Source organism: Roseateles sp. P1_C1_2, from assembly GCF_056406535.1.
Window position 1 is genome coordinate 69,362 of the sequence record NZ_JBFUAB010000019.1, and the last position, 16,868, is coordinate 86,229.

17 protein-coding genes are annotated in these 16,868 nt (G+C 68.7%); 7 read left to right on the forward strand and 10 right to left on the reverse strand.

Going from position 1 to position 16,868, the window contains the following annotated elements:
- Positions 1-80 precede the first annotated feature (80 nt).
- Complete coding sequence (locus tag AC1D2H_RS19405; protein WP_477931905.1) at positions 81-3,197, forward strand: TonB-dependent receptor; 3,117 nt, start codon at positions 81-83, stop codon at positions 3,195-3,197.
- A 13-nt stretch (positions 3,198-3,210) separates the two neighbouring features.
- On the forward strand, positions 3,211-3,333 hold the full coding sequence (locus tag AC1D2H_RS19410) for a hypothetical protein (protein ID WP_477931904.1): 123 nt from the start codon (positions 3,211-3,213) through the stop codon (positions 3,331-3,333).
- Positions 3,334-3,416: 83 nt separating this feature from the next.
- Here the strand turns inward: AC1D2H_RS19410 and AC1D2H_RS19415 are convergent, their stop codons facing one another.
- From AC1D2H_RS19415 to AC1D2H_RS19425, 3 genes are read right to left on the reverse strand one after another with little or no spacing between them, the layout of a single operon-like run.
- Entirely contained in the window at positions 3,417-3,626 is a 210-nt protein-coding gene (locus AC1D2H_RS19415; protein WP_478012104.1) for a tautomerase family protein, read from the reverse strand.
- Positions 3,627-3,628: 2 nt separating this feature from the next.
- Positions 3,629-3,994 carry a nuclear transport factor 2 family protein gene (locus AC1D2H_RS19420; protein ID WP_478012105.1) on the reverse strand — a complete coding sequence of 122 codons (366 nt, stop codon included), beginning with the start codon at positions 3,992-3,994 and terminating at the stop codon, positions 3,629-3,631.
- Between the two features lie 10 nt (positions 3,995-4,004).
- Positions 4,005-4,742, reverse strand: a complete 738-nt coding sequence (locus AC1D2H_RS19425; protein WP_478012106.1) for an SDR family NAD(P)-dependent oxidoreductase — start codon at positions 4,740-4,742, stop codon at positions 4,005-4,007.
- A 98-nt stretch (positions 4,743-4,840) separates the two neighbouring features.
- Between AC1D2H_RS19425 and AC1D2H_RS19430 the strand changes: the two genes are divergently transcribed.
- Positions 4,841-5,743, forward strand: coding sequence for a substrate binding domain-containing protein (locus AC1D2H_RS19430; protein WP_478012107.1), 903 nt, complete (start codon positions 4,841-4,843; stop codon positions 5,741-5,743).
- On the opposite strand, the gene AC1D2H_RS19435 is transcribed toward AC1D2H_RS19430, so the two are convergent.
- Together AC1D2H_RS19435 and AC1D2H_RS19440 are read right to left on the reverse strand one after the other, a co-directional pair.
- The gene (locus AC1D2H_RS19435; protein ID WP_478012108.1) at positions 5,740-6,159 is read right to left on the reverse strand and encodes an organic hydroperoxide resistance protein; all 420 of its coding nucleotides are present in this window, start codon (positions 6,157-6,159) and stop codon (positions 5,740-5,742) included. The two genes, AC1D2H_RS19430 and AC1D2H_RS19435, sit on opposite strands and share 4 nt — an antisense overlap.
- Positions 6,160-6,164: 5 nt before the next feature.
- Positions 6,165-6,842, reverse strand: coding sequence for a TetR/AcrR family transcriptional regulator (locus AC1D2H_RS19440; protein ID WP_478012109.1), 678 nt, complete (start codon positions 6,840-6,842; stop codon positions 6,165-6,167).
- On the opposite strand from AC1D2H_RS19440, the gene AC1D2H_RS19445 reads away from it, so the two are divergent.
- The 3 genes from AC1D2H_RS19445 to AC1D2H_RS19455 are packed head-to-tail and all read left to right on the forward strand — an operon-like array spanning position 6,841 to position 8,978.
- Positions 6,841-7,824, forward strand: a complete 984-nt coding sequence (locus AC1D2H_RS19445) for an alpha/beta fold hydrolase (protein WP_477931897.1) — start codon at positions 6,841-6,843, stop codon at positions 7,822-7,824. The genes AC1D2H_RS19440 and AC1D2H_RS19445 overlap by 2 nt on opposite strands.
- Before the next feature lie 2 nt (positions 7,825-7,826).
- Positions 7,827-8,816, forward strand: coding sequence for a thioredoxin family protein (locus AC1D2H_RS19450; protein ID WP_478012110.1), 990 nt, complete (start codon positions 7,827-7,829; stop codon positions 8,814-8,816).
- A gap of 18 nt (positions 8,817-8,834) precedes the next feature.
- Positions 8,835-8,978 carry a hypothetical protein gene (locus AC1D2H_RS19455; RefSeq protein WP_477931895.1) on the forward strand — a complete coding sequence of 48 codons (144 nt, stop codon included), beginning with the start codon at positions 8,835-8,837 and terminating at the stop codon, positions 8,976-8,978.
- On the opposite strand, the gene AC1D2H_RS19460 is transcribed toward AC1D2H_RS19455, so the two are convergent.
- From AC1D2H_RS19460 to AC1D2H_RS19470, 3 genes are read right to left on the reverse strand one after another with little or no spacing between them, the layout of a single operon-like run.
- Entirely contained in the window at positions 8,975-10,921 is a 1,947-nt protein-coding gene (locus tag AC1D2H_RS19460) for a sensor histidine kinase, YfiR-like protein-associated (RefSeq protein WP_478012111.1), read from the reverse strand. The genes AC1D2H_RS19455 and AC1D2H_RS19460 overlap by 4 nt on opposite strands.
- On the reverse strand, positions 10,922-11,473 hold the full coding sequence (locus AC1D2H_RS19465) for a TOL_0243 family YfiR-like periplasmic protein (protein WP_478012112.1): 552 nt from the start codon (positions 11,471-11,473) through the stop codon (positions 10,922-10,924). It lies immediately after the preceding gene.
- On the reverse strand, positions 11,473-13,314 hold the full coding sequence (locus tag AC1D2H_RS19470; protein ID WP_478012113.1) for a TOL_0244 family TonB-dependent receptor: 1,842 nt from the start codon (positions 13,312-13,314) through the stop codon (positions 11,473-11,475). Before AC1D2H_RS19470 ends, AC1D2H_RS19465 begins: the two co-directional genes overlap by 1 nt.
- A 250-nt stretch (positions 13,315-13,564) precedes the next feature.
- On the opposite strand from AC1D2H_RS19470, the gene AC1D2H_RS19475 reads away from it, so the two are divergent.
- On the forward strand, positions 13,565-14,659 hold the full coding sequence (locus AC1D2H_RS19475) for an alpha/beta hydrolase family protein (RefSeq protein WP_478012114.1): 1,095 nt from the start codon (positions 13,565-13,567) through the stop codon (positions 14,657-14,659).
- On the opposite strand, the gene AC1D2H_RS19480 is transcribed toward AC1D2H_RS19475, so the two are convergent.
- Positions 14,555-15,664, reverse strand: a complete 1,110-nt coding sequence (locus AC1D2H_RS19480; protein WP_478012115.1) for a MurR/RpiR family transcriptional regulator — start codon at positions 15,662-15,664, stop codon at positions 14,555-14,557. The two genes, AC1D2H_RS19475 and AC1D2H_RS19480, sit on opposite strands and share 105 nt — an antisense overlap.
- The gene (locus tag AC1D2H_RS19485; RefSeq protein ID WP_478012116.1) at positions 15,664-16,866 is read right to left on the reverse strand and encodes a sugar MFS transporter; all 1,203 of its coding nucleotides are present in this window, start codon (positions 16,864-16,866) and stop codon (positions 15,664-15,666) included. Before AC1D2H_RS19485 ends, AC1D2H_RS19480 begins: the two co-directional genes overlap by 1 nt.
- Positions 16,867-16,868: the final 2 nt, after the last annotated feature.

Below are 16,868 nucleotides of genomic sequence, written 5' to 3' on the forward strand. Positions count from 1 at the left end.
TGCGGGCGTAAATTGAAAATGTGCGCGCTACCATTTTGATGGTGGAGGCGTCATAGAACCAATCAGGAGACAAAGACAAGATGAGCAAGACCACTTCGACGCCGCGCCGCCGCGCCCGTCTGGATCGACAGCTGGCCCTGGGCACCACGCTGCTGGCCAGCCTGATCACGCAGGCCTATGCGCAGACCGCGCCGGCGGCAACGAGCCAACAACTGGAGACGGTCGTCGTGACCGGCATCCGCAGCTCGTTGGCTGCCTCGGCGCTTTCGAAGCGCGAGAACATCGGCCTGTCGGACTCGATCCACGCCGAAGACATCGGCAAGTTCCCGGACAACAACCTGGCCGAGTCGATCTCGCGCATCCCCGGCGTCCAGGTGAACCGCGACGTGACGGGCGAAGGCCTGAACATCCAGGTCCGCGGCCTGGGTTCCAACTTCACGCGCATCCTGATGAACGGAAACCCCGTCGCATCGGCCTCCACGAGCTTCAGCAGCGCCGGTAGCGCCAACCGCGAAGTCGACCTGGACTTCATGCCGGGTGACCTGTTCTCGCGCATCACCGTGTCCAAGAGCCCCACGGCCGCGATGCTGGAAGGCGGTGTTGCAGGCGTCGTGAACATGCGCAACGCCCGCCCGTTCGACAAGCCCGGCACGCGCGGCACCGTCAAGCTGCAACTGGCCAAGAACGATCCTGCGCCCGATCCCAGCACGCGCGGCACGGCGCTCTACAGCACGACCTTCGGCGGCACCTTTGGCGTGCTGGCCGGCGTGTCCTTCGCCCGCAACAAGATCACGACGCGCGGCTTCGAAGACGGTACCGACTGGGTCACGCCCCGTCTGACCAACCCTTTGCAGACCGGCGCGGGTACCTCAACCACCAATGGTGCCTGGGGCATCCCGACGGCCGTGCCTGCTGCGGCTGCAGGCACCTATGGTTCGACGACGTTGACGGCCGGCCAGCCCGTCGACAGGGCCCTGCTGCAGCAACTGAACCCGGGCACCACGATCCAGCAACTGGACAACGGCTATCTGCCGCGCCTGCCGCGCCCGGTGAACTTCACGGGTGAGCGCAACCGCAACAATGGCCTGCTGAGCTTCGAGTTCCGCCCGACCGACGATTTCGATGCCTACCTTGATTTGCTGACTGGCAGCAAGACCAGCAAGCAGGAGCGGGTCGACTTCGACATCAACGTTCGCAACAGCGCCGTCATCCCTACGGCAATGACCTATGACCGCAGCGACTGCGCGGTCTACTGCTTCGTGACGGGCGGCACTCTCCTCAACGGCACCGGCTTCCTTGAATACCGCCGGATGGACGAGAGGAGCAGCTTCACGTCCCTGAACCCGGGCTTCGAATGGCGCATCTCGGACAAGTGGACGCTGGACGCTCAGGCCAATCAGGCCAGCAGCAGATTCAGCCGCCTCGCACCCACTCTCCTGGTCCCGACTGACGCGGCCAAGCCGTTCACGGTGAGCATCGGCTCCAACGCCAACTTCCCGGTCTACACGCCCAACGGCTTCGACCCCAACAGCCCGGCCGGCTACACCTGGGACCACCACGGCAACGCGACGGGCGCCCAGATCAGCATCAATCGCGAAGACCGCTTGATCAAGACGAGGGGGGCACGCTGGAACCTGGCCTGGGGTGACGACAGCCTGACCGTCAAGGGCGGCATGGCCTATGACACCTACCACCGCCTGATCACGCCGTACACCGACGATGGCCGTCTGCAGAACGTCGTCTGCGGCGGCAACCTGAACGTCCGCATGTTCTCGCCCAACACCACCAACCCGAATGGCTGCGCGATCATTCCGATCACGGCCAACCCGGCGACGCAATACCCTGGCTACGGCCAGGGCGCGACGGCCGGTGGCCCCCCGCTGGCCTATCAGGGCTCGGCCGTGCCGGACATTTCCAAGTACCTGGTACCCGGCCCCAACGGCTTCGTGGTGATTGACTGGAACCGCTTCGCCGGGGCCACCGGCTACGAAAGCATCACCGCCAGCATGGCCCAGAGCGCGGGCAGCAACGGCCTCAGCGGTGCGTCCCCGCAGGACTTCAGTGAAGAGGTCTTCGGCAGCTACATCGAGGTGGCCGGCCAGACGCGCATCTTCGATCGCCTGCTGCGCTATGACCTGGGCCTGCGTCGCGCGCACACGATGCAGACCGTCGGCGCGTACACCGGCAACATCGTCGATCCGCGCAGTGCAGGCCAGACCAACGGTGGCCTGTACCCCTACCTCGTCACGGAGACGACGGGCCGGACTTCATACAGCAACAACCTGCCCAGCGGCACGCTGGCCTACAACCTGGCTGACGACATGATTGTCCGCGCGGCGGCTTCGAAGGCCATCACCCGTGCTGATCCCAAGGCGCTGCAGCCGCTGAGGGCTTCGTCGAATGACGTGGCCCTGTCGAATGCCAACGCCACCAACCCCGGGCTGAAGCCCTTCGAGTCCAAGAACATGGACCTGGGCTGGGAGTGGTACACGGACAAGAAGGGCAGCTATGTCGCGGCGGCCTATTTCGAGAAGAAGATCAAGAACTTCCCGCGCACGGTCGTGCGCCAGATGACGCTGACGCAGATCCGCCAAGAGTTCGGTGCCGACTCGTTGCAGTACACGGCAGGCAGCGCGATCGACCTGGCGGTGACGGCGGCCGGCGGCCCCGACAAGTTCAACATTCCGCTGTCGCAGCCGGTCAACACGGCTGACGTCATGAAGTTGAAGGGCTGGGAGTTGAGCTGGGCGCAGTCCTTGGACCGCTTCCTGCCGATCAACGGCTTCGGCTTCTACGCCAACTACACCCGCAGCAAGCAGGACGCCGGCACCAGTGGCCAGGTGCCGGTTGGCGCTGCGCCGTATACCGCCAACCTGACCGTGTACTTCGAAAACAGCCGCGGTTCCATCCGCCTGAGCAACAGTTATCAGGCCCGGACTCCGTTTGAGTCGAAGAACACGGATTCCATCCCGGCAGGCACCATGTTCAAGTACAACAAGGCCTACTACCAGGCGGACCTCTCGACCCGCCTGGAAATCGGCGACTGGGTAGGTTGGAAGCAGGGCGTGTCGCTCAACTTTGACGTTGCCAACCTGAACAAGGCCACGCAGAAGTCCTACATCCAGGAAGAGCTCGCCGTGCGTGGCTACTGGGATCCGGGCCGTACCTACCAGCTGACCGCTCAGATGAAGTTCTGACCAGAGGCAGGCCATGTTCGACGTCTTCCGCCTGACGCGTGCCTCGCAGCGCACCAACTTCCAGTTCGCCAACGCGCCCTATGCGATCTACGAGCTGGGTCGCACCTACCAGGTGGGTCTGCGCGCCAGCTTCTGATTCATCGTGTGTGTCTCCGCCAGCGGTCCGGGTGTGGCCCGCTGGGGGTTCGATGAGGGTCTTCGCCGGCCGAGGCGCAGCCCTCATCTTTTTATTTGGGCCTGCCGGAGTTCCGTGACGGTGCGGCCGGCGACGCCCCAGTTGTCGGTATCGACCTCGTCGATGACGACAAAGGTGGCCGCCGGGTCCTTGTCCAGCACGCGGATCATCATCTCCGTGGCCTCGGCGATCAATTGCTTCTTCTGCGCCAGCGTCACGCCTTCGCGCGTGACCTCGATGCGGATATAGGGCATGGTCAGTTCTCCAGATGGGTGTAGAGCTTGGCGACGATGGACCAGCGGCCGTCGTGCTTGAGCAGGCTGAGCTGGTCGAGGTAGTTGAAGCCCAGCATGTCGCAGCGCGCCGTGGCCAGCGCGACGGCGCCGTCGATGCGCAGCGCCACCAACTCCATGCGCTGCGCCTCGCCCCTGCTTTGCGGGCTGGCCCGGGTCGCCACCACCTGCAGATAGGGCTCGACGTCGCGCAGCAGCACCTGGCCGCCGACCTCGCCATACAGCCTTGCCTGCGGGTGGAAGACCTGCGCGAGCAGGTCCACGTCGCCGCGGTAGAGGCCGTCGAAATAGCGCTGCAACAGCGCCAGCAACTCCTCGCGGTCGTTCATGTCGGCCACCTCACCACTTGCCCGCGCTCATGCCACCGTCCACCGGCAGCACGACGCCGGTCGTGAAGGCAGCGCCGGCCAGATACAGCACCGCGTCGGCAATCTCCTGCACGGTGGCGATGCGGCCGGCCGGCTGCAGCGTGTTCAGGAAGCCATGCATGTCGGCCGTGTACATCGGCGTGTCGACGATGCCGGGGGCGACGGCGGCGACCTGCACGTTGTGCGGCGCCAGTTCCAGGGCGAGGGCGCGGGTGGCCTGGTTGATGCCGCCCTTGATCAGCACCGGCAACACCGCCGGCACGCCCTGGATGGGCTGCGATGCGATGGCGGCCGTGATGTTGATGATGTGACCGGCCTTGCGCTCCACCATGTGACGAGCGGCGGCCTGGGACGGGTAGACGAAGCCCTTGAGGTTGGTGTCGACGAGGGCATCCAGCTCGGCCGGCGTGTAGTCGACAAAGGGCTTGGCGTTGAAGATGCCGGCGTTGTTGACGAGCACGTCGACGCGGCCGAAGCGTTCGATGGCGTGCTGCACGAGGGCCGTGCCGGTGGCCGGGTCGGCCACGTCGCCGGCGACGGTGAGTAGGTTGTCGGGCTTGCCGAGTTCGTCGGCGGCCTGCTGCAGGCGCTCGGCGCTGCGGCCGTTGGCGACGACCTTGTCACCCTGCTTCAGGAAGGCGGCGGCGATGGCCAGGCCAATGCCGCTGGAAGCGCCGGTGACGATGACGGTACGGGGAGAGTGGTTCATGGAGGACTCCGTTGGGTTGCGATGGACTCAAATCTATTGGCGACGTCGAAATCAATAAATAAGATCCAGACCACTTCAGTATTTACGTCATGTAATCCATGAATCGGCAGTTCGACGACCTGATGCTGGGCAGCCTGGAACTCTTTTGCACGGCGGCGGAGCTCGGTGGCTTCACGGCCGCAGCCACCGCGGCGGGCGTGACGCCGGCGGCCGTCAGCCGCACGGTGGCGCGGCTGGAGGAGAGATTGGGGGTGCGCCTGTTCGTGCGCACGACGCGCCAGATCCGCCTCACCGACGCGGGCCAGGCCTACTACGAGCAATGCCGGCAGGTGCTGAACCAGTTGGTGGAGGCCGAGCGCGAGGTCAGCGGCCGTCAGGCGGCGCCGAGCGGCCTGCTGCGCATCAGCGTGCCGACAACCTACGGCCACCATCGCCTGCTGCCGCGCCTGCCCGCCTTCCGCGAGCGCTACCCGGACATCCGTGTGGACGTGCACGTCAGCAACCGCAACATCGACTTCGCGGCCGAGGGCTATGACCTGGCCGTGCGCGTGCGTGCGCCGGCCGACTCGACGCTGATTGCGCGGCACCTGGAAGACGCGGAGCTGGTGCTCGTCGCCGCGCCTGACTACCTGCGCCGTCGCGGCGAACCGCAGTCACCCGATGACCTGGCCCGGCACGACTGCATCCAGTTCGAACTGCCCAGCAGCGGCCGCACCATCCCCTGGCTGTTCCGTGACGGCGACCAGGATTTCGAGCGCCAGACCACCGGCGGCAGCAGCTGCTCCGACGATGTGCTGGCCGGCGTGACGCTGGCGCGCCATGGCGCCGGCATCTTCCAGGCCTATCGCTTCACGGTGGAGGAAGAGCTGCGCCAGGGCCGCCTTGTCGAGCTGCTGAAGCCCTTCGGCGGCCGCTCGCGGCCCTTCAACCTGCTCTACCCGCACCAGCGGCATGTGCCGCTGCGGGTCAGGTGTTTCGTCGACTTCCTGCTCGGCGCCTAGAGGATCTCGAAGCGCACGTCGATATTGCCCCGCGTCGCGTGCGAATAGGGGCAGATCTGATGGGCGCCGTCGACGAGCTGCTTCTTTTGCTCGGCGTCGAGGCCCGGCAGGTTGATGGTCAGCTTGACCGCCAACGCAAAGCCCTGGTCGGCCGTCGTGCCGAGGGACACATCGGCATCGACGCTGACCTCGTCCGGCACCCGGATGCCCAGCGGCGCGCCGGCGCGTCGCATCGCGCCCATGAAGCAGGCCGAGTAGCCGATGCCGAAGAGCTGCTCGGGGTTGGTGCCGGGCTTGTTGGAGCCGGGCGGGCTGAGCTTGACGTCGAGGGCGCCATCGCTGGACTTGCCCCAGCCGTCGCGGCCTCCGGCGGTGTGGGTGTGGGCGGTGTAGACGACTTTGTCGATGGTGCGCATGGTGATCAGGCCTCGGGTTGGAAATGGCGCAGGGCCGACAGGGCCATGCGCACGACATTGCGGGTTTCGTTGACGCTCGCCCCGGCCTTGGCGCTCAGGCGCAGGCCGCGCATGACGGTCAGCACGAAGTCGGCGGCAGCGGCCTCGTCCAGCGTGGCCGGCAGTTCGCCCAGCGCCTTGGCCTGGGCGAGCGTGGCGGCCAGATCCGCCTTGGACCTTTGCGCGCCCTGGCGCAGGATGGCGGCGACCTCTTCGTCGCGGGTGCCGATCTCGGCCGCGGTGTTGACCGACATGCAGCCGCGCGTGCGCGCCACGCCGCTGGAGGTCGCGATCGAGGTCAGCAGCGTCTCGACGCCGGCGAGTGGCGACGGCGCGGAAGCCAGCACCTTCTGCAGCGACTTGGACCGCTCGGCCTGGTAGAGGCGCAGCGCCTCCAGGAAGAGGCCGCGCTTGCTCTCGAAGGCGTTGTAGAGGCTCTGGCGGCCGATGCCCATGGCCTCGACGAGATGGGGCATCCCCGTCGCCTCGAAGCCCTGGCACCAGAAAACCTCCATCGCACGATGAAGGACTTCGTCTCTGTCGAATTCGGAAGGTCTTGCCATGAATCGAATTGGACTTGTTTTTGAACGATCAGTCAAGAATAATGGCTTCCATCGAATTCGCCACCCGCAGTCCACGCCCATGCATCTCCACCGCCGTTCCTTCCTTGCCGCCGCAGCTGCCGTGGCCGGCTCGACTTCCCTGCCGACGTTCGCCTCCGCCCCGCGCGGTTTCGGCGCGCTGCGCCAGATCGATGCCGGCGTGCTCAACGTCGGCCATGCCGACCTCGGCCCGCGCAACGGCCCGCCGGTGCTGCTGCTGCACGGCTGGCCCTATGACATCCACACCTATGAAGAAGTGGCGCCGCTGCTGGCGGCCCAGGGCTATCGCGTCGTCGTGCCGTATCTGCGCGGCTATGGCTCGACGCGCTTCCTGTCGGACGCGACGCCCCGCAACGCGCAGCAGACGGCCATCGCCGCCGATGCCATCGCGCTGCTGGATGCACTGGGCATCCAGCAAGCCGTCGTTGCCGGTTGCGACTGGGGCGCCCGCACCGCCTGCGTGATGGCGGCGCTGTGGCCGCAGCGCGTGAAGGCGCTGGTGTCGGTCAGCGGCTATCTGGTCACCAATGTCAAGGCCGGCCCGCAGCCGCTGGCGCCTGGCGACGAACTGGCCTGGTGGTACCAGTTCTATCTGGCCACCGACCGCGGCCGTGCCGGCTACGAGAAGAACCATCGCGACTTCGCCCGCCTGATCTGGCGCCAGGCCTCGCCCGACTGGCGCTTCGACGACGCCACCTTCGAACGCTCGGCGCCGGCTTTCGACAACCCAGATCACGTTGCCATCACCGTGCACAACTACCGGTGGCGGCTGGGCCTGGCCGAAGGCGAGGCGCGCTATGACGCGCTCGAAGCGCGGCTCGCGGCGGTGCAGGGCGTCGCCATGCCGGCCATCACGCTGGAAGGCGACGCGAATGGCGCGCCGCACCCGCCCGCTGCTGCGTACGCGAAGCGCTTCACCGGCAAGTACGAGCACCGCGAGCTGAAAGGCGGCATCGGCCACAACCTGCCGCAGGAGGCGCCGGCCGCCTTTGCGCAGGCCGTCATCGACGTCGGTCGGGCCTGAGCATGAAGCGCTTCCTCGCCACCCTGTTGGCCCTGCTCCTCACGGGCTCCATCGCCGCCCAGCCCAGCCTGCAGGGCGGCGGCGAATGGATCAACTCGCCGCCGCTGACGCTGGCAGACCTGCGCGGCAAGGTCGTGCTGGTCGACTTCTGGACCTATTCCTGCATCAACTGCCAGCGCACCCTGCCGTACTTGCGTGCCTGGGCCCAGAAATACGGCCCCCAGGGCCTGGTCGTCGTCGGCGTGCATGCGCCGGAGTTCGGCTTCGAGCGTGATGTGAAGCGCGTGCGCCAAGCGGCGATGGACGGCAGGCTCGACTACCCCATCGTGCTGGACAACGACTTCGCCATATGGCGGGCCTTTCGCAACCAGGCCTGGCCGGCCCTCTACTTCCTCGACGCCCAGGGCCGTGTGCGCCACCAGCAGTTCGGCGAGGGCGACTACGAGCGCGCCGAGCAGCTCATCCGCGAACTGCTGCGTGAAAGCGGCAAGCCGCCGGAAGCCGGCATGGCCCAGGTCGCGCTCCAGGGCATAGGCGCCGCCCCCGATCTGGCCAATGTGCGCTCACCCGAGACCTATCTGGGCCATGCGCATGGCGCGGGCCCTGGCGTCCTGCCCGACCGCCTCAAGCGCTATGGCGGGGGCGCCCCGCGGCTCAACGAATGGCGCCTCGCCGGCGACTGGACCGTGCGGCCCGAGTACGCCGAGTTGTCGGGTGAAGCGGGCAGCGTGACGCTGCGCTTTCACGCGCGCGACCTGCACCTCGTGCTGGGGCCGGCGGCCGATGGCCGGCCGCTGCCGTTTCGCATCACGCTGGACGGCAGGCCGCCCGGCCCCGACGCGGGCCTGGACGTCGATGCCGATGGCCGCGGCATGGCCAGCGGCGAACGCCTCTATCAGCTGGTGCGCCAGCGCGGGCCGGTGCGCGAGCGGACCTTCGAGATCCGCTTCGAGGCGCCCGGTGCGCGGGCCTATGCCTTCACTTTCGGTTGACCTCTGAGAGGACTTCGGATGAACACCTCACCCCAACCGCCTCAGCCGCCCCAGGCCCTGCAGCCGGCGCCACGGCCGGCCGTCTCCTTCGGCCGCATGCTGGTGCTGGCGCAGCGGCGCTTTCGCGCCCAGCAGCAGCAGGGCCTCGCGGCGCCCGCCTAGCGGCGCGCCCGCGCCGAGGCGAGCGCGCTGTCCAGCGCCTCCAGCAGCCGGCGTGGCTCCAGGGGCTTGGTCAGGTAGCGGAAGAAGCCCGCCGCCAGCCCGGCCGCCGCGGCGTCCGGCATGGCATTGGCGGTCAGTGCAATGATGGGGATATGGGCCGTGCGCGGGTCCATGTGCAGGATGGACTGGGCCTCGCGGCCGGTCATGCGCGGCATGTTGTTGTCCATCAGGATGACATCGGGCAGGTGCTGGCGGGCCATCTCGACGCCGAGCTGGCCGTCGTGGGCCGTCAGCAGCCGGATGTCACCACGCGCCGCCAGCAGCTCCTCGACAAGCTGGCGGCTGGCGGGGTTGTCCTCCACATAGAGCACGGTCGCCGGCGCCTCGCCCGCACGCGGCGCAGCCGTCAGGCTCGCGAGGTCGCCCCAGTCGGTCTCGGCGTGCGGCACCGCGGGGAGTTCGCTGGCGCGCAGGTCGACCCAGAATACGCTGCCCTTGCCGGGCACGCTGCGCACGCCGATATGGCCGCCCATCAGCTCGACGAGGCGCTGGGTGACGACCAGGCCGATGCCCGTGCCCTGTTCGGGCCCGCCCTCCTGGCCGAGGCGGTTGAAGGGCTGGAACAGCGCCTTGACCTGCTCGGGCTCGAGGCCGGCGCCGGTGTCCCTCACCGAGATGCGCACATGCCGGGCATCGGGCCGGTCGCAGTCGACGTGCACGGACCCGCCCGGGCGGTTGTATTTGATTGCGTTGCTGACGAGGTTGAGCACCACCTGCTTGAGCCGCATGCGGTCGGCCAGCGCGACGCAGCCGCTGCTGCTGGCGAAGGCCGCGGCGATGCCGCGCTGGTTGGCCAGGGGCTCGATCATCTTGCGGCATTCGGCCAGCACATCGTCCAGCGGCACCGGCTCGACCGACAACTCCACATGGCCGCTCTCGATGCGGGCGAGGTTGAGGATCTCGTTGATCAGCGTCAGCAGATGCTTGCCCGCGCCGACGATGTGGTCGACGAACTCCTGGCGCCGCTCGGGCTTGGCATCGGCGATGTTGGTGCCCAGCAGCTGGCCGAAGCCGATGATGGCATTCAGCGGCGTGCGCAGTTCGTGGCTCATGCTGGACAGGAACTCGGACTTCGCGAGGTTGGCCTTCTCGGCCACGGCGGTGGCGAGCTGGAGCTCCTCGTTGGAGGACTGCAACTGGGCCGTGCGTTCACGCACCCGCGCCTCCAACTGCTCGTTGAGCCGCATGACTTCCTGGGCGTGCCTCTCGATCTCGCCCAGCATGCCGTTGAAGGAATCGGCCAGCACGCCGACCTCGTCGTCGGTCAGCTTGGGCGCGCGGCGCGAGTAGTCCTGGCGCTGCATGACATCGCGTGCCACGTCGCTGATGGCCAGGATGGGCCGCACGACGGCACGCTGCAGCCGCATGGACAGCAGGAAGGCGATGCCCAGGGCGACCAGCGCGACGACGGCGGCGATGCCCAGATAGGTCAGCACGCGGTCGTAGAGCGCGTACTCGGCCCGCAGATAGACGCTGCCGATGGAGCGCCCATCCTGCACGATGGGCAGGGCGACGGCGATGTCGCGGTCGGCACGGTGCACGCCGTTCTTGCCGGCACGGACGGGCAGCGGAGCATCGGCGCCTGGGGCCGTGTAAGACGCGAAAGGTTCGCCCTGCGCACCGTAGATGGCGGCGGCCCGCACACGCGGCTGCAAGCGCAGCAGTGCGAGGTTCTCGCTGGCGACCTTGACGTCGTCGAACTCCAGCGCCGGTGCCGTCGAATGGCCGAGCAACTCGGCCTGAGCCTTGAGATCGGCCACCCAGCCTTCGTGATAGGCCCGCAGGTCATAGACCACCATCGCGCCCAGCGCGACGAGCAAAGCGACCAGGGCCGTCAACATCGTGACGCCGAGCAGTCTTCGCTGGAGTGAGAGCCTGAACATCTATGACCTGCCTTCAACCCGACGCGCGACGCCAAGCAGGCGCACGCTGATCTTGAGGCCACTTTGCGTCGCCAGGGGCAACAGGATGTCAAAACGCACCTTGTCGTCGACGAGCACGAAATTGATCATGCCTGTTGCTGCGCCGGGGTCAAGCTCCGTGACAGTTAGCACCGGCCGGCCCAGCAGGGCCGTGAGCAGGCCGGGGGCATGCGAGGCCATGCCGCGTGACACGAAAAGCGCGTGGACGCCCTCAGGCACCTCGCCGCGCGCGAGCCGGCGCACTTCAACGGGCCGCCCGGCCACAGAAGTCGCCACGGCGGTGCGGCGGAACTCCTCGACGACCGCCTCGCTGGCCAGCACGCCGATGCGAAACGGCTCGCCGGCCGCGCCCAGCGTCTGCGGCGGCCAGTCGATGTAGTTGCCAAACTTGCAGACGAAGGCGGCCTTGACCTGGTATTCGACCAGGCCGTCGTCCTCGCCCGCATGCGCCGCACCGGCGGCAGCCAGCGCCGCGAGCAGCAGCGTTCGGCGAGCGAGTACGGAGGCCGTCATCAGAAGCGCGTTCGCATCTGCAGCAGCACGTTGCGGCGGAACTCGGTGCGTGTCTGCACGGCGGTGAATTCGCCGTGGCTGCCGAACAGGTTCTGCGCCGTCAGCGCGATGTCGACGTCGGGGCCAAAGCGCCCGCCCAGCCGCAGGTCCAGGGCCGTGTAGGCCGGCACATCGGGTGCGCGCAGCGCAGCAACATGGCGCAGCATCAGGTCCAGCTCGGCGTCGCGCGGCAGGTTGAAGGCAGCGCGCAGCCGCCACAGCTGGCGCGGCATGGCGCCCTCAGCGGCGGCCACGGAGTTGGCCGTGTCGATGCTGTCGGGCTTGAGCCGCAGGTGCGGCTCCAGCAGCGTGAGGCCGCCATGCAGGCGCAGCCAGGGCGCGGCCTGCACGCTGGCCCAGGCCTCCAGCCCGCTGACGCGGCCCCGCATGCCATTGCCGAAGTACACGGAGGTCTGGCTGGGCGCCAACTCCTGGGTGCGCAGATGGTCGTAGTCGCCATGAAAGGCCGTGGCCGACAGCGTCAGTGCGGGCAGTGGCTGGCCGCGGTAGCCGAGCTCCAGCACATTGGCCGTCTCGGCGCGAAAGCCCGCGCCGCCGTTGAGCAGGAAGGGCGGCTGCGCAGGGATGTAGATGTCGCGGTCCAGCCGCGACGGTGCACGCACGGTGTGTGCGGCTGAAGCCCACCACAGTTGGCCGGGCGAAGGCTTCCATGCCAGGCGCAGATTGGGCAGGAACTCGTTGCCCGTGTAGTCATTGCGTTCGATACGCGCACCGAGCGTCACGCGCAGGCCTTCGGCAACCGCGACCTCGTCCTGAACGAACAGGCTGGTCCAGGCCTGGTTCAGTCGCTCGGGCAGGAAGGCGAACTCAGGTGCGCCGTGGCCGACGCGGTCCTGCGAGCGGCGATGGTTGGCGCCCAGCACGACGGTGTGGTCGGGCGTGGGCCGCAATGTGTACTGCACTTCGAAATCGGCGATCTGCAGCGTCTCGTCGAAGGTGGGCGGGTTGACGCGCGCGGTGCGGTCCAGATAGCCCTGCATGGTGAGCTCGCCGCCGCCGACCGGCCGTTCCCAGCGCGCCAGCAGGTTGGCACCGGAGAGCCGGATGGTGTCCAGCGCGAAGTTCACGCCCGTGACGTCGATGCTGCCCGGCAGCGGCTGGCCGTGGTTGCCGCGGTAGGCATTGCCTTGCAGCGTGACGCGGTCGTTGCTGCGGCCCCAGTCGGCGCGAAAGCCGCCCCTGAGCATGTGGCCCGCGTCCTCCACGGGCGCGCCGGCCGCCGTTTCGGTGCGATCCTGGCTGGTGTGCTTGACGTACAGCCGCATGTCGCCGTCATTGCCGAGCGACCAGCCATGGCGCAGCACCGCGGCGCGTTCCTTGCTGCCGGCGGCCAGGGATGCCAGCGTGCCGCGCGTGGCCGCGGCGCTGCGCGTGATGATGTTGATGACGCCGTTGACCGCGTTGACGCCCCACAGCGTGCTGCCCGGGCCGCTGCTGACCTCGATGCGATCGATATCCTCCAGTGCGACGTCCTGCACGTCCCAGAACACGCCGGCAAACAGCGGTGTGTAGACCGAGCGCCCGTCGATGAGGACGAGCAACTTGTTGGCCGAGCTGGCATTGAAGCCGCGTGCACTGATCGCATAGTCGCCGCTGGAGGTCTCGGCGACGTGCAGATTGGGCGCCAGGCGAAGGGCCTCGGGCAGGCGGGTGACGCCGGAGCGGCGGATGTCGTCGGCCGTGATGACGAAGAGGGAGGCCGCCGCGTCGCCCAGGCGCTGCTCACGCTTGGCGGTGGAGGTGATGGTGACGTTGCCCAGTTCCTCCAGGCTCAGGTCCACCAGGGCCGCCTGCGTTGCCCGGGCCCCCACTGGCCCCGCCCATAGCGCGGCTGCTGCAATGCAACATGCCCGGCCCGGCGACAGTCCCATGCACCCTCCCAACGGTGTCCTGGTCGCTCGACGATAACGCAGCGACCGGGCGGGGGCAACGCAAGCCCGGGTGAGGTGTGGTGCCGGACGAGAACCCGTGACGAACGACTCATTTCACCGGTACAGCTAGCCTGGGCGCTCTGCCCTCAGTTGCTTCGTCATGACCCGAAAACTCACCCTCGGCCTGGCGGCCTGCTTGCTTGCCATGGCTGGCATTGCCCGTGCTGCCGATGGCCCCACGCCGCCCAAGGCCGGCGAGCTGAGCCTGAGCTGGCCCTATGCCGCGGCCGCGCTGCGCAGCGGCGCCGCCACGCCCGAACTGCGAGCCCTGGTCTGGTATCCGGCGCGGGCCGATGCCAAGGAGGCCGATGTCATGGCCGGGCCGGCCTTCAGTGCCGGCCGCGTTGCGGCGCGGGCCCCCTGGGTCGACGAGGCCAGCCACCCGCTGGTGCTGCTGTCCCATGGTTTTGGCGGCGCGGCGCGCCAGCTGACTTGGCTGGGCGAGGCGCTGGCGCGCGCGGGTTATGTGGCGGTGGCTGTCGACCATCCCGGCACGAACGGCATCGACGGCGTGACGCCGGCCGGCGCCTACGCACCGTGGGAGCGCGCCGCCGACCTGCGCCTCGCCCTGGACCGCCTGTTGAGCGACGCCGCCCTCAGCCCGCGCATCGACCGCGAGCACATCGGGGTGGCGGGCTTTTCCATCGGTGGCTGGACGGCCTCACTGTTGCTTGGCGCCAAGGCCGACTTCGCGCGTTTTCGCAGTTTCTGCAGCAGCCCGCAGCGCGACAGCATCTGCGACCCGCAGGTCGAGTTCGACCTGAACTACCTGCGCCAGCACGAGGAGCTCAGGCGCGTTGGCGCCGAGCGCCTGCTGCTGGGGGAGCCCGGCGACTATCGCGATGCGCGCATCAAGGCCGGCGTGCTGCTGGCGCCGGCCCTGGCCCAAGCCTTGGCGCCGGACAGCCTCGCGCGCATCACGGTGCCGGTGCTGCAGATCGCGGGCGACGCCGACGTCGTCGTGCCGACGCCGACCAATGCGGCCTGGCTGCAGCCGCAGATCAAGGGGTCGCGGCTGCAGGTACTGCCCGGTGTCGGGCACTACGACTTCCTGTCGCTGTGCACGCCGGCCGGGCGCGGCATGTTGCCGCTACTCTGCGCTGAGGCCGGCCCGCCGCGGCGGGCCACGCACGAGCGGACCGTCGAGGCTGTGCTGGGCTTCTTCGCGCAGACGCTGCGGCCGGCGCCGCCTTGATGCGGCCACGTCGGCCAGCAGCAGTTGCAGGGCCAGCGTGGCGAGCAGGGCAGGTGCCAGCTCGGCCTCCAGTCCGGTGACGAGCTGCACGGCCGTGCTGCCGGCCTGGGCGCCCTCGGTGATCCAGACGCCGGGTGTGCCGGGGCTTGGCGTCGCGGCGCTGCCCAGGGCCAGACAGACGGCGGGCGTGGCCGGCGGCAGCTCACCCGGCAGCAGCGGCCGCGCCGGGATGCCGGCCCGCCACAGCGCCTGCAGGGCCAAGTCGCGCAACGGCGCATGGGCCGTGTCGGCCAGCACGTCGATCTGGTGGGCGCTGGCCAAGGTCGCGGTGGCCAGCATCAGGGTGGCGGGGTTCAGCCCGCGCAGGGCCTGGGTGCTGCGCGCGAGCAACGGGTGACCGACGGGCACTTCGTCACCACCGGCGGCCAGGCTCTCGGCCAGCGCGCGTTTGAGGCTCTTCACGCCGTCGTAGCCCAGGGCGCGGCAGAAGCGTATGACTTGGGGCTGGCTGACCTCAGCCGCCTCGGCCAGGCGTGCCGTGGCCGTTTCCAGGGCGACCCGGGGGTTGGCGAGCACGACGTCGGCGACGCGGCGCTCGCAGCGCGTCAGCCGCGCATAGGCGGCGCGGATCTGCGCACACACGGCGCCGGTGGTGGCGGGTGTGTGCAGGGCCAGGTCCAGGGCACGGGCGGCGCCCGTCCAGCCGGAACTGTCTTCCGGCGCCAGGCGCAGGGCGCGTGCCCAAGGTACTGTGCACAGCGTGGCCAGCCCGAGTCGCTTGCCCAGCGCATCGGCCGCCAGTTCGGTGTCCGTCATCAGCACCGCGTGGTGCACCGGCCGGTGCAGCGCGGCGAGGGCATCGGCGAGGGCGGGTGCCAGTTGGGCACCGTCCTGCACGGGCTCGTCGCGCACATGGGCGCGGCGGCCGTCGGCGTGCAGCAGCAGCGTGTGCAGCCGCCCGTCGCGCCAGCAGGCAAGCAGCCGCGGCCAGGGTTGGGTGTCCATCAGCTCTTGAACAGACCGGCGAAGCGCCAGCCATAGAAGGCGATGCCGGCGTAGCACAGTGCCGGCACGCCAAACGACGCCTGCAGGCCGATGACATCGGCCGCGTGGCCCTGCAGCAGCGGCAGCAGCGCGCCGCCGACGATGGCCATGCACAGCAGGCCCGAACCTTGGGGCCCCTGCGCGCCCAGGCGGTGCACGGCCATGCTGAAGATGGTCGGGAACATGATGGAGTTGCACAGGCCCACGGCCAGCAGCGCCCACATCGCGAGGGTACCGTGGGCCGTCATGCCCACGGCGATCAGCGCGACGGCCAGCAGCGCATGCACGGCGAGCAGGCGGCCCGGCGCCATGAAGCGCATCAGGCCCGCGCCGACGAAGCGGCCGACCATCGAGCCGCCCCAGTAGAGGCTCAGGTAGGGGAAAGCCTGCGCGGCGCTGAGGCCGGCGGTCTCTTGCATGAAGTTGATGAGCAGGCTGCCGATGCTGACTTCGGCGCCGACGTACAGGAAGATCGCAACGACGCCCCAGAACAGGTGCGCGTGGGCGCGCGCCACGGCGACGGCCGACTCGGTCGTCGGTGCGCTTTCGTCGGCGATGCGCGGCAGGCGGGCGATGGCAAACAGGCCGGCGAGCACCAGCAGCGTGGCGGCCAATGCGAGGTAGGGGCCTTTGACGTCACCGCCGGCATCTGTGGCAGCCGCGGGCAGGATCAGCACGCCGAGCGAGGGGGCCACGGTCGTGCCGAGAGAGTTGAAGGCCTGCGTCAACGTGAGCCGGGCCGACGCCGTGCGCGGGTCACCCAGCGCCGTGACATAGGGGTTGGCCGCGACCTGCAGCACCGTGATGCCGGCGGCGAGCACGAAGAAGGCGAACAGGAAGAGGGCGTAGCCGGCGCTCACAGCCGGCAGGAAGAGCAGGCAGCCGATGGCCGCGACGACGAGCCCGGCGACGGCGCTGCGTTGGTAGCCCAGGTGCTTGATCAATCGCCCGGCCGGCAGCGAGACAAGGAAGTAGGCGCCGAAGAAGCAGAACTGCACCAGCATGGCCTGCAGATAGCTCAGCGTGTAGAGGGCCTTCAGGTGCGGGATCAGCACGTCGTTGAGCGCCGTCAGCAGGCCCCACATGAAGAACAGCAGCGTGACGATGGCGAGCGGTGCGCGGCTCTGGGCGGGCAGTGGCAGGGCGGAGGAGGGGACGGACATGG

Bases quoted from the DNA above. Each gene is read 5' to 3' on its own strand.
- AC1D2H_RS19405 (WP_477931905.1), top strand. From the start codon at position 81: ATGAGCAAGACCACTTCGACGCCGCGCCGCCGCGCCCGTCTGGATCGA.
- AC1D2H_RS19410 (WP_477931904.1), top strand. From the start codon at position 3,211: ATGTTCGACGTCTTCCGCCTGACGCGTGCCTCGCAGCGCACCAACTTC.
- AC1D2H_RS19415 (WP_478012104.1), bottom strand. From the start codon at position 3,626: ATGCCCTATATCCGCATCGAGGTCACGCGCGAAGGCGTGACGCTGGCG.
- AC1D2H_RS19420 (WP_478012105.1), bottom strand. From the start codon at position 3,994: ATGAACGACCGCGAGGAGTTGCTGGCGCTGTTGCAGCGCTATTTCGAC.
- AC1D2H_RS19425 (WP_478012106.1), bottom strand. From the start codon at position 4,742: ATGAACCACTCTCCCCGTACCGTCATCGTCACCGGCGCTTCCAGCGGC.
- AC1D2H_RS19430 (WP_478012107.1), top strand. From the start codon at position 4,841: ATGAATCGGCAGTTCGACGACCTGATGCTGGGCAGCCTGGAACTCTTT.
- AC1D2H_RS19435 (WP_478012108.1), bottom strand. From the start codon at position 6,159: ATGCGCACCATCGACAAAGTCGTCTACACCGCCCACACCCACACCGCC.
- AC1D2H_RS19445 (WP_477931897.1), top strand. From the start codon at position 6,841: ATGCATCTCCACCGCCGTTCCTTCCTTGCCGCCGCAGCTGCCGTGGCC.
- AC1D2H_RS19440 (WP_478012109.1), bottom strand. From the start codon at position 6,842: ATGGGCGTGGACTGCGGGTGGCGAATTCGATGGAAGCCATTATTCTTG.
- AC1D2H_RS19450 (WP_478012110.1), top strand. From the start codon at position 7,827: ATGAAGCGCTTCCTCGCCACCCTGTTGGCCCTGCTCCTCACGGGCTCC.
- AC1D2H_RS19455 (WP_477931895.1), top strand. From the start codon at position 8,835: ATGAACACCTCACCCCAACCGCCTCAGCCGCCCCAGGCCCTGCAGCCG.
- AC1D2H_RS19460 (WP_478012111.1), bottom strand. From the start codon at position 10,921: ATGTTCAGGCTCTCACTCCAGCGAAGACTGCTCGGCGTCACGATGTTG.
- AC1D2H_RS19465 (WP_478012112.1), bottom strand. From the start codon at position 11,473: ATGACGGCCTCCGTACTCGCTCGCCGAACGCTGCTGCTCGCGGCGCTG.
- AC1D2H_RS19475 (WP_478012114.1), top strand. From the start codon at position 13,565: ATGACCCGAAAACTCACCCTCGGCCTGGCGGCCTGCTTGCTTGCCATG.
- AC1D2H_RS19480 (WP_478012115.1), bottom strand. From the start codon at position 15,664: ATGGACACCCAACCCTGGCCGCGGCTGCTTGCCTGCTGGCGCGACGGG.
- AC1D2H_RS19485 (WP_478012116.1), bottom strand. From the start codon at position 16,866: ATGTCCGTCCCCTCCTCCGCCCTGCCACTGCCCGCCCAGAGCCGCGCA.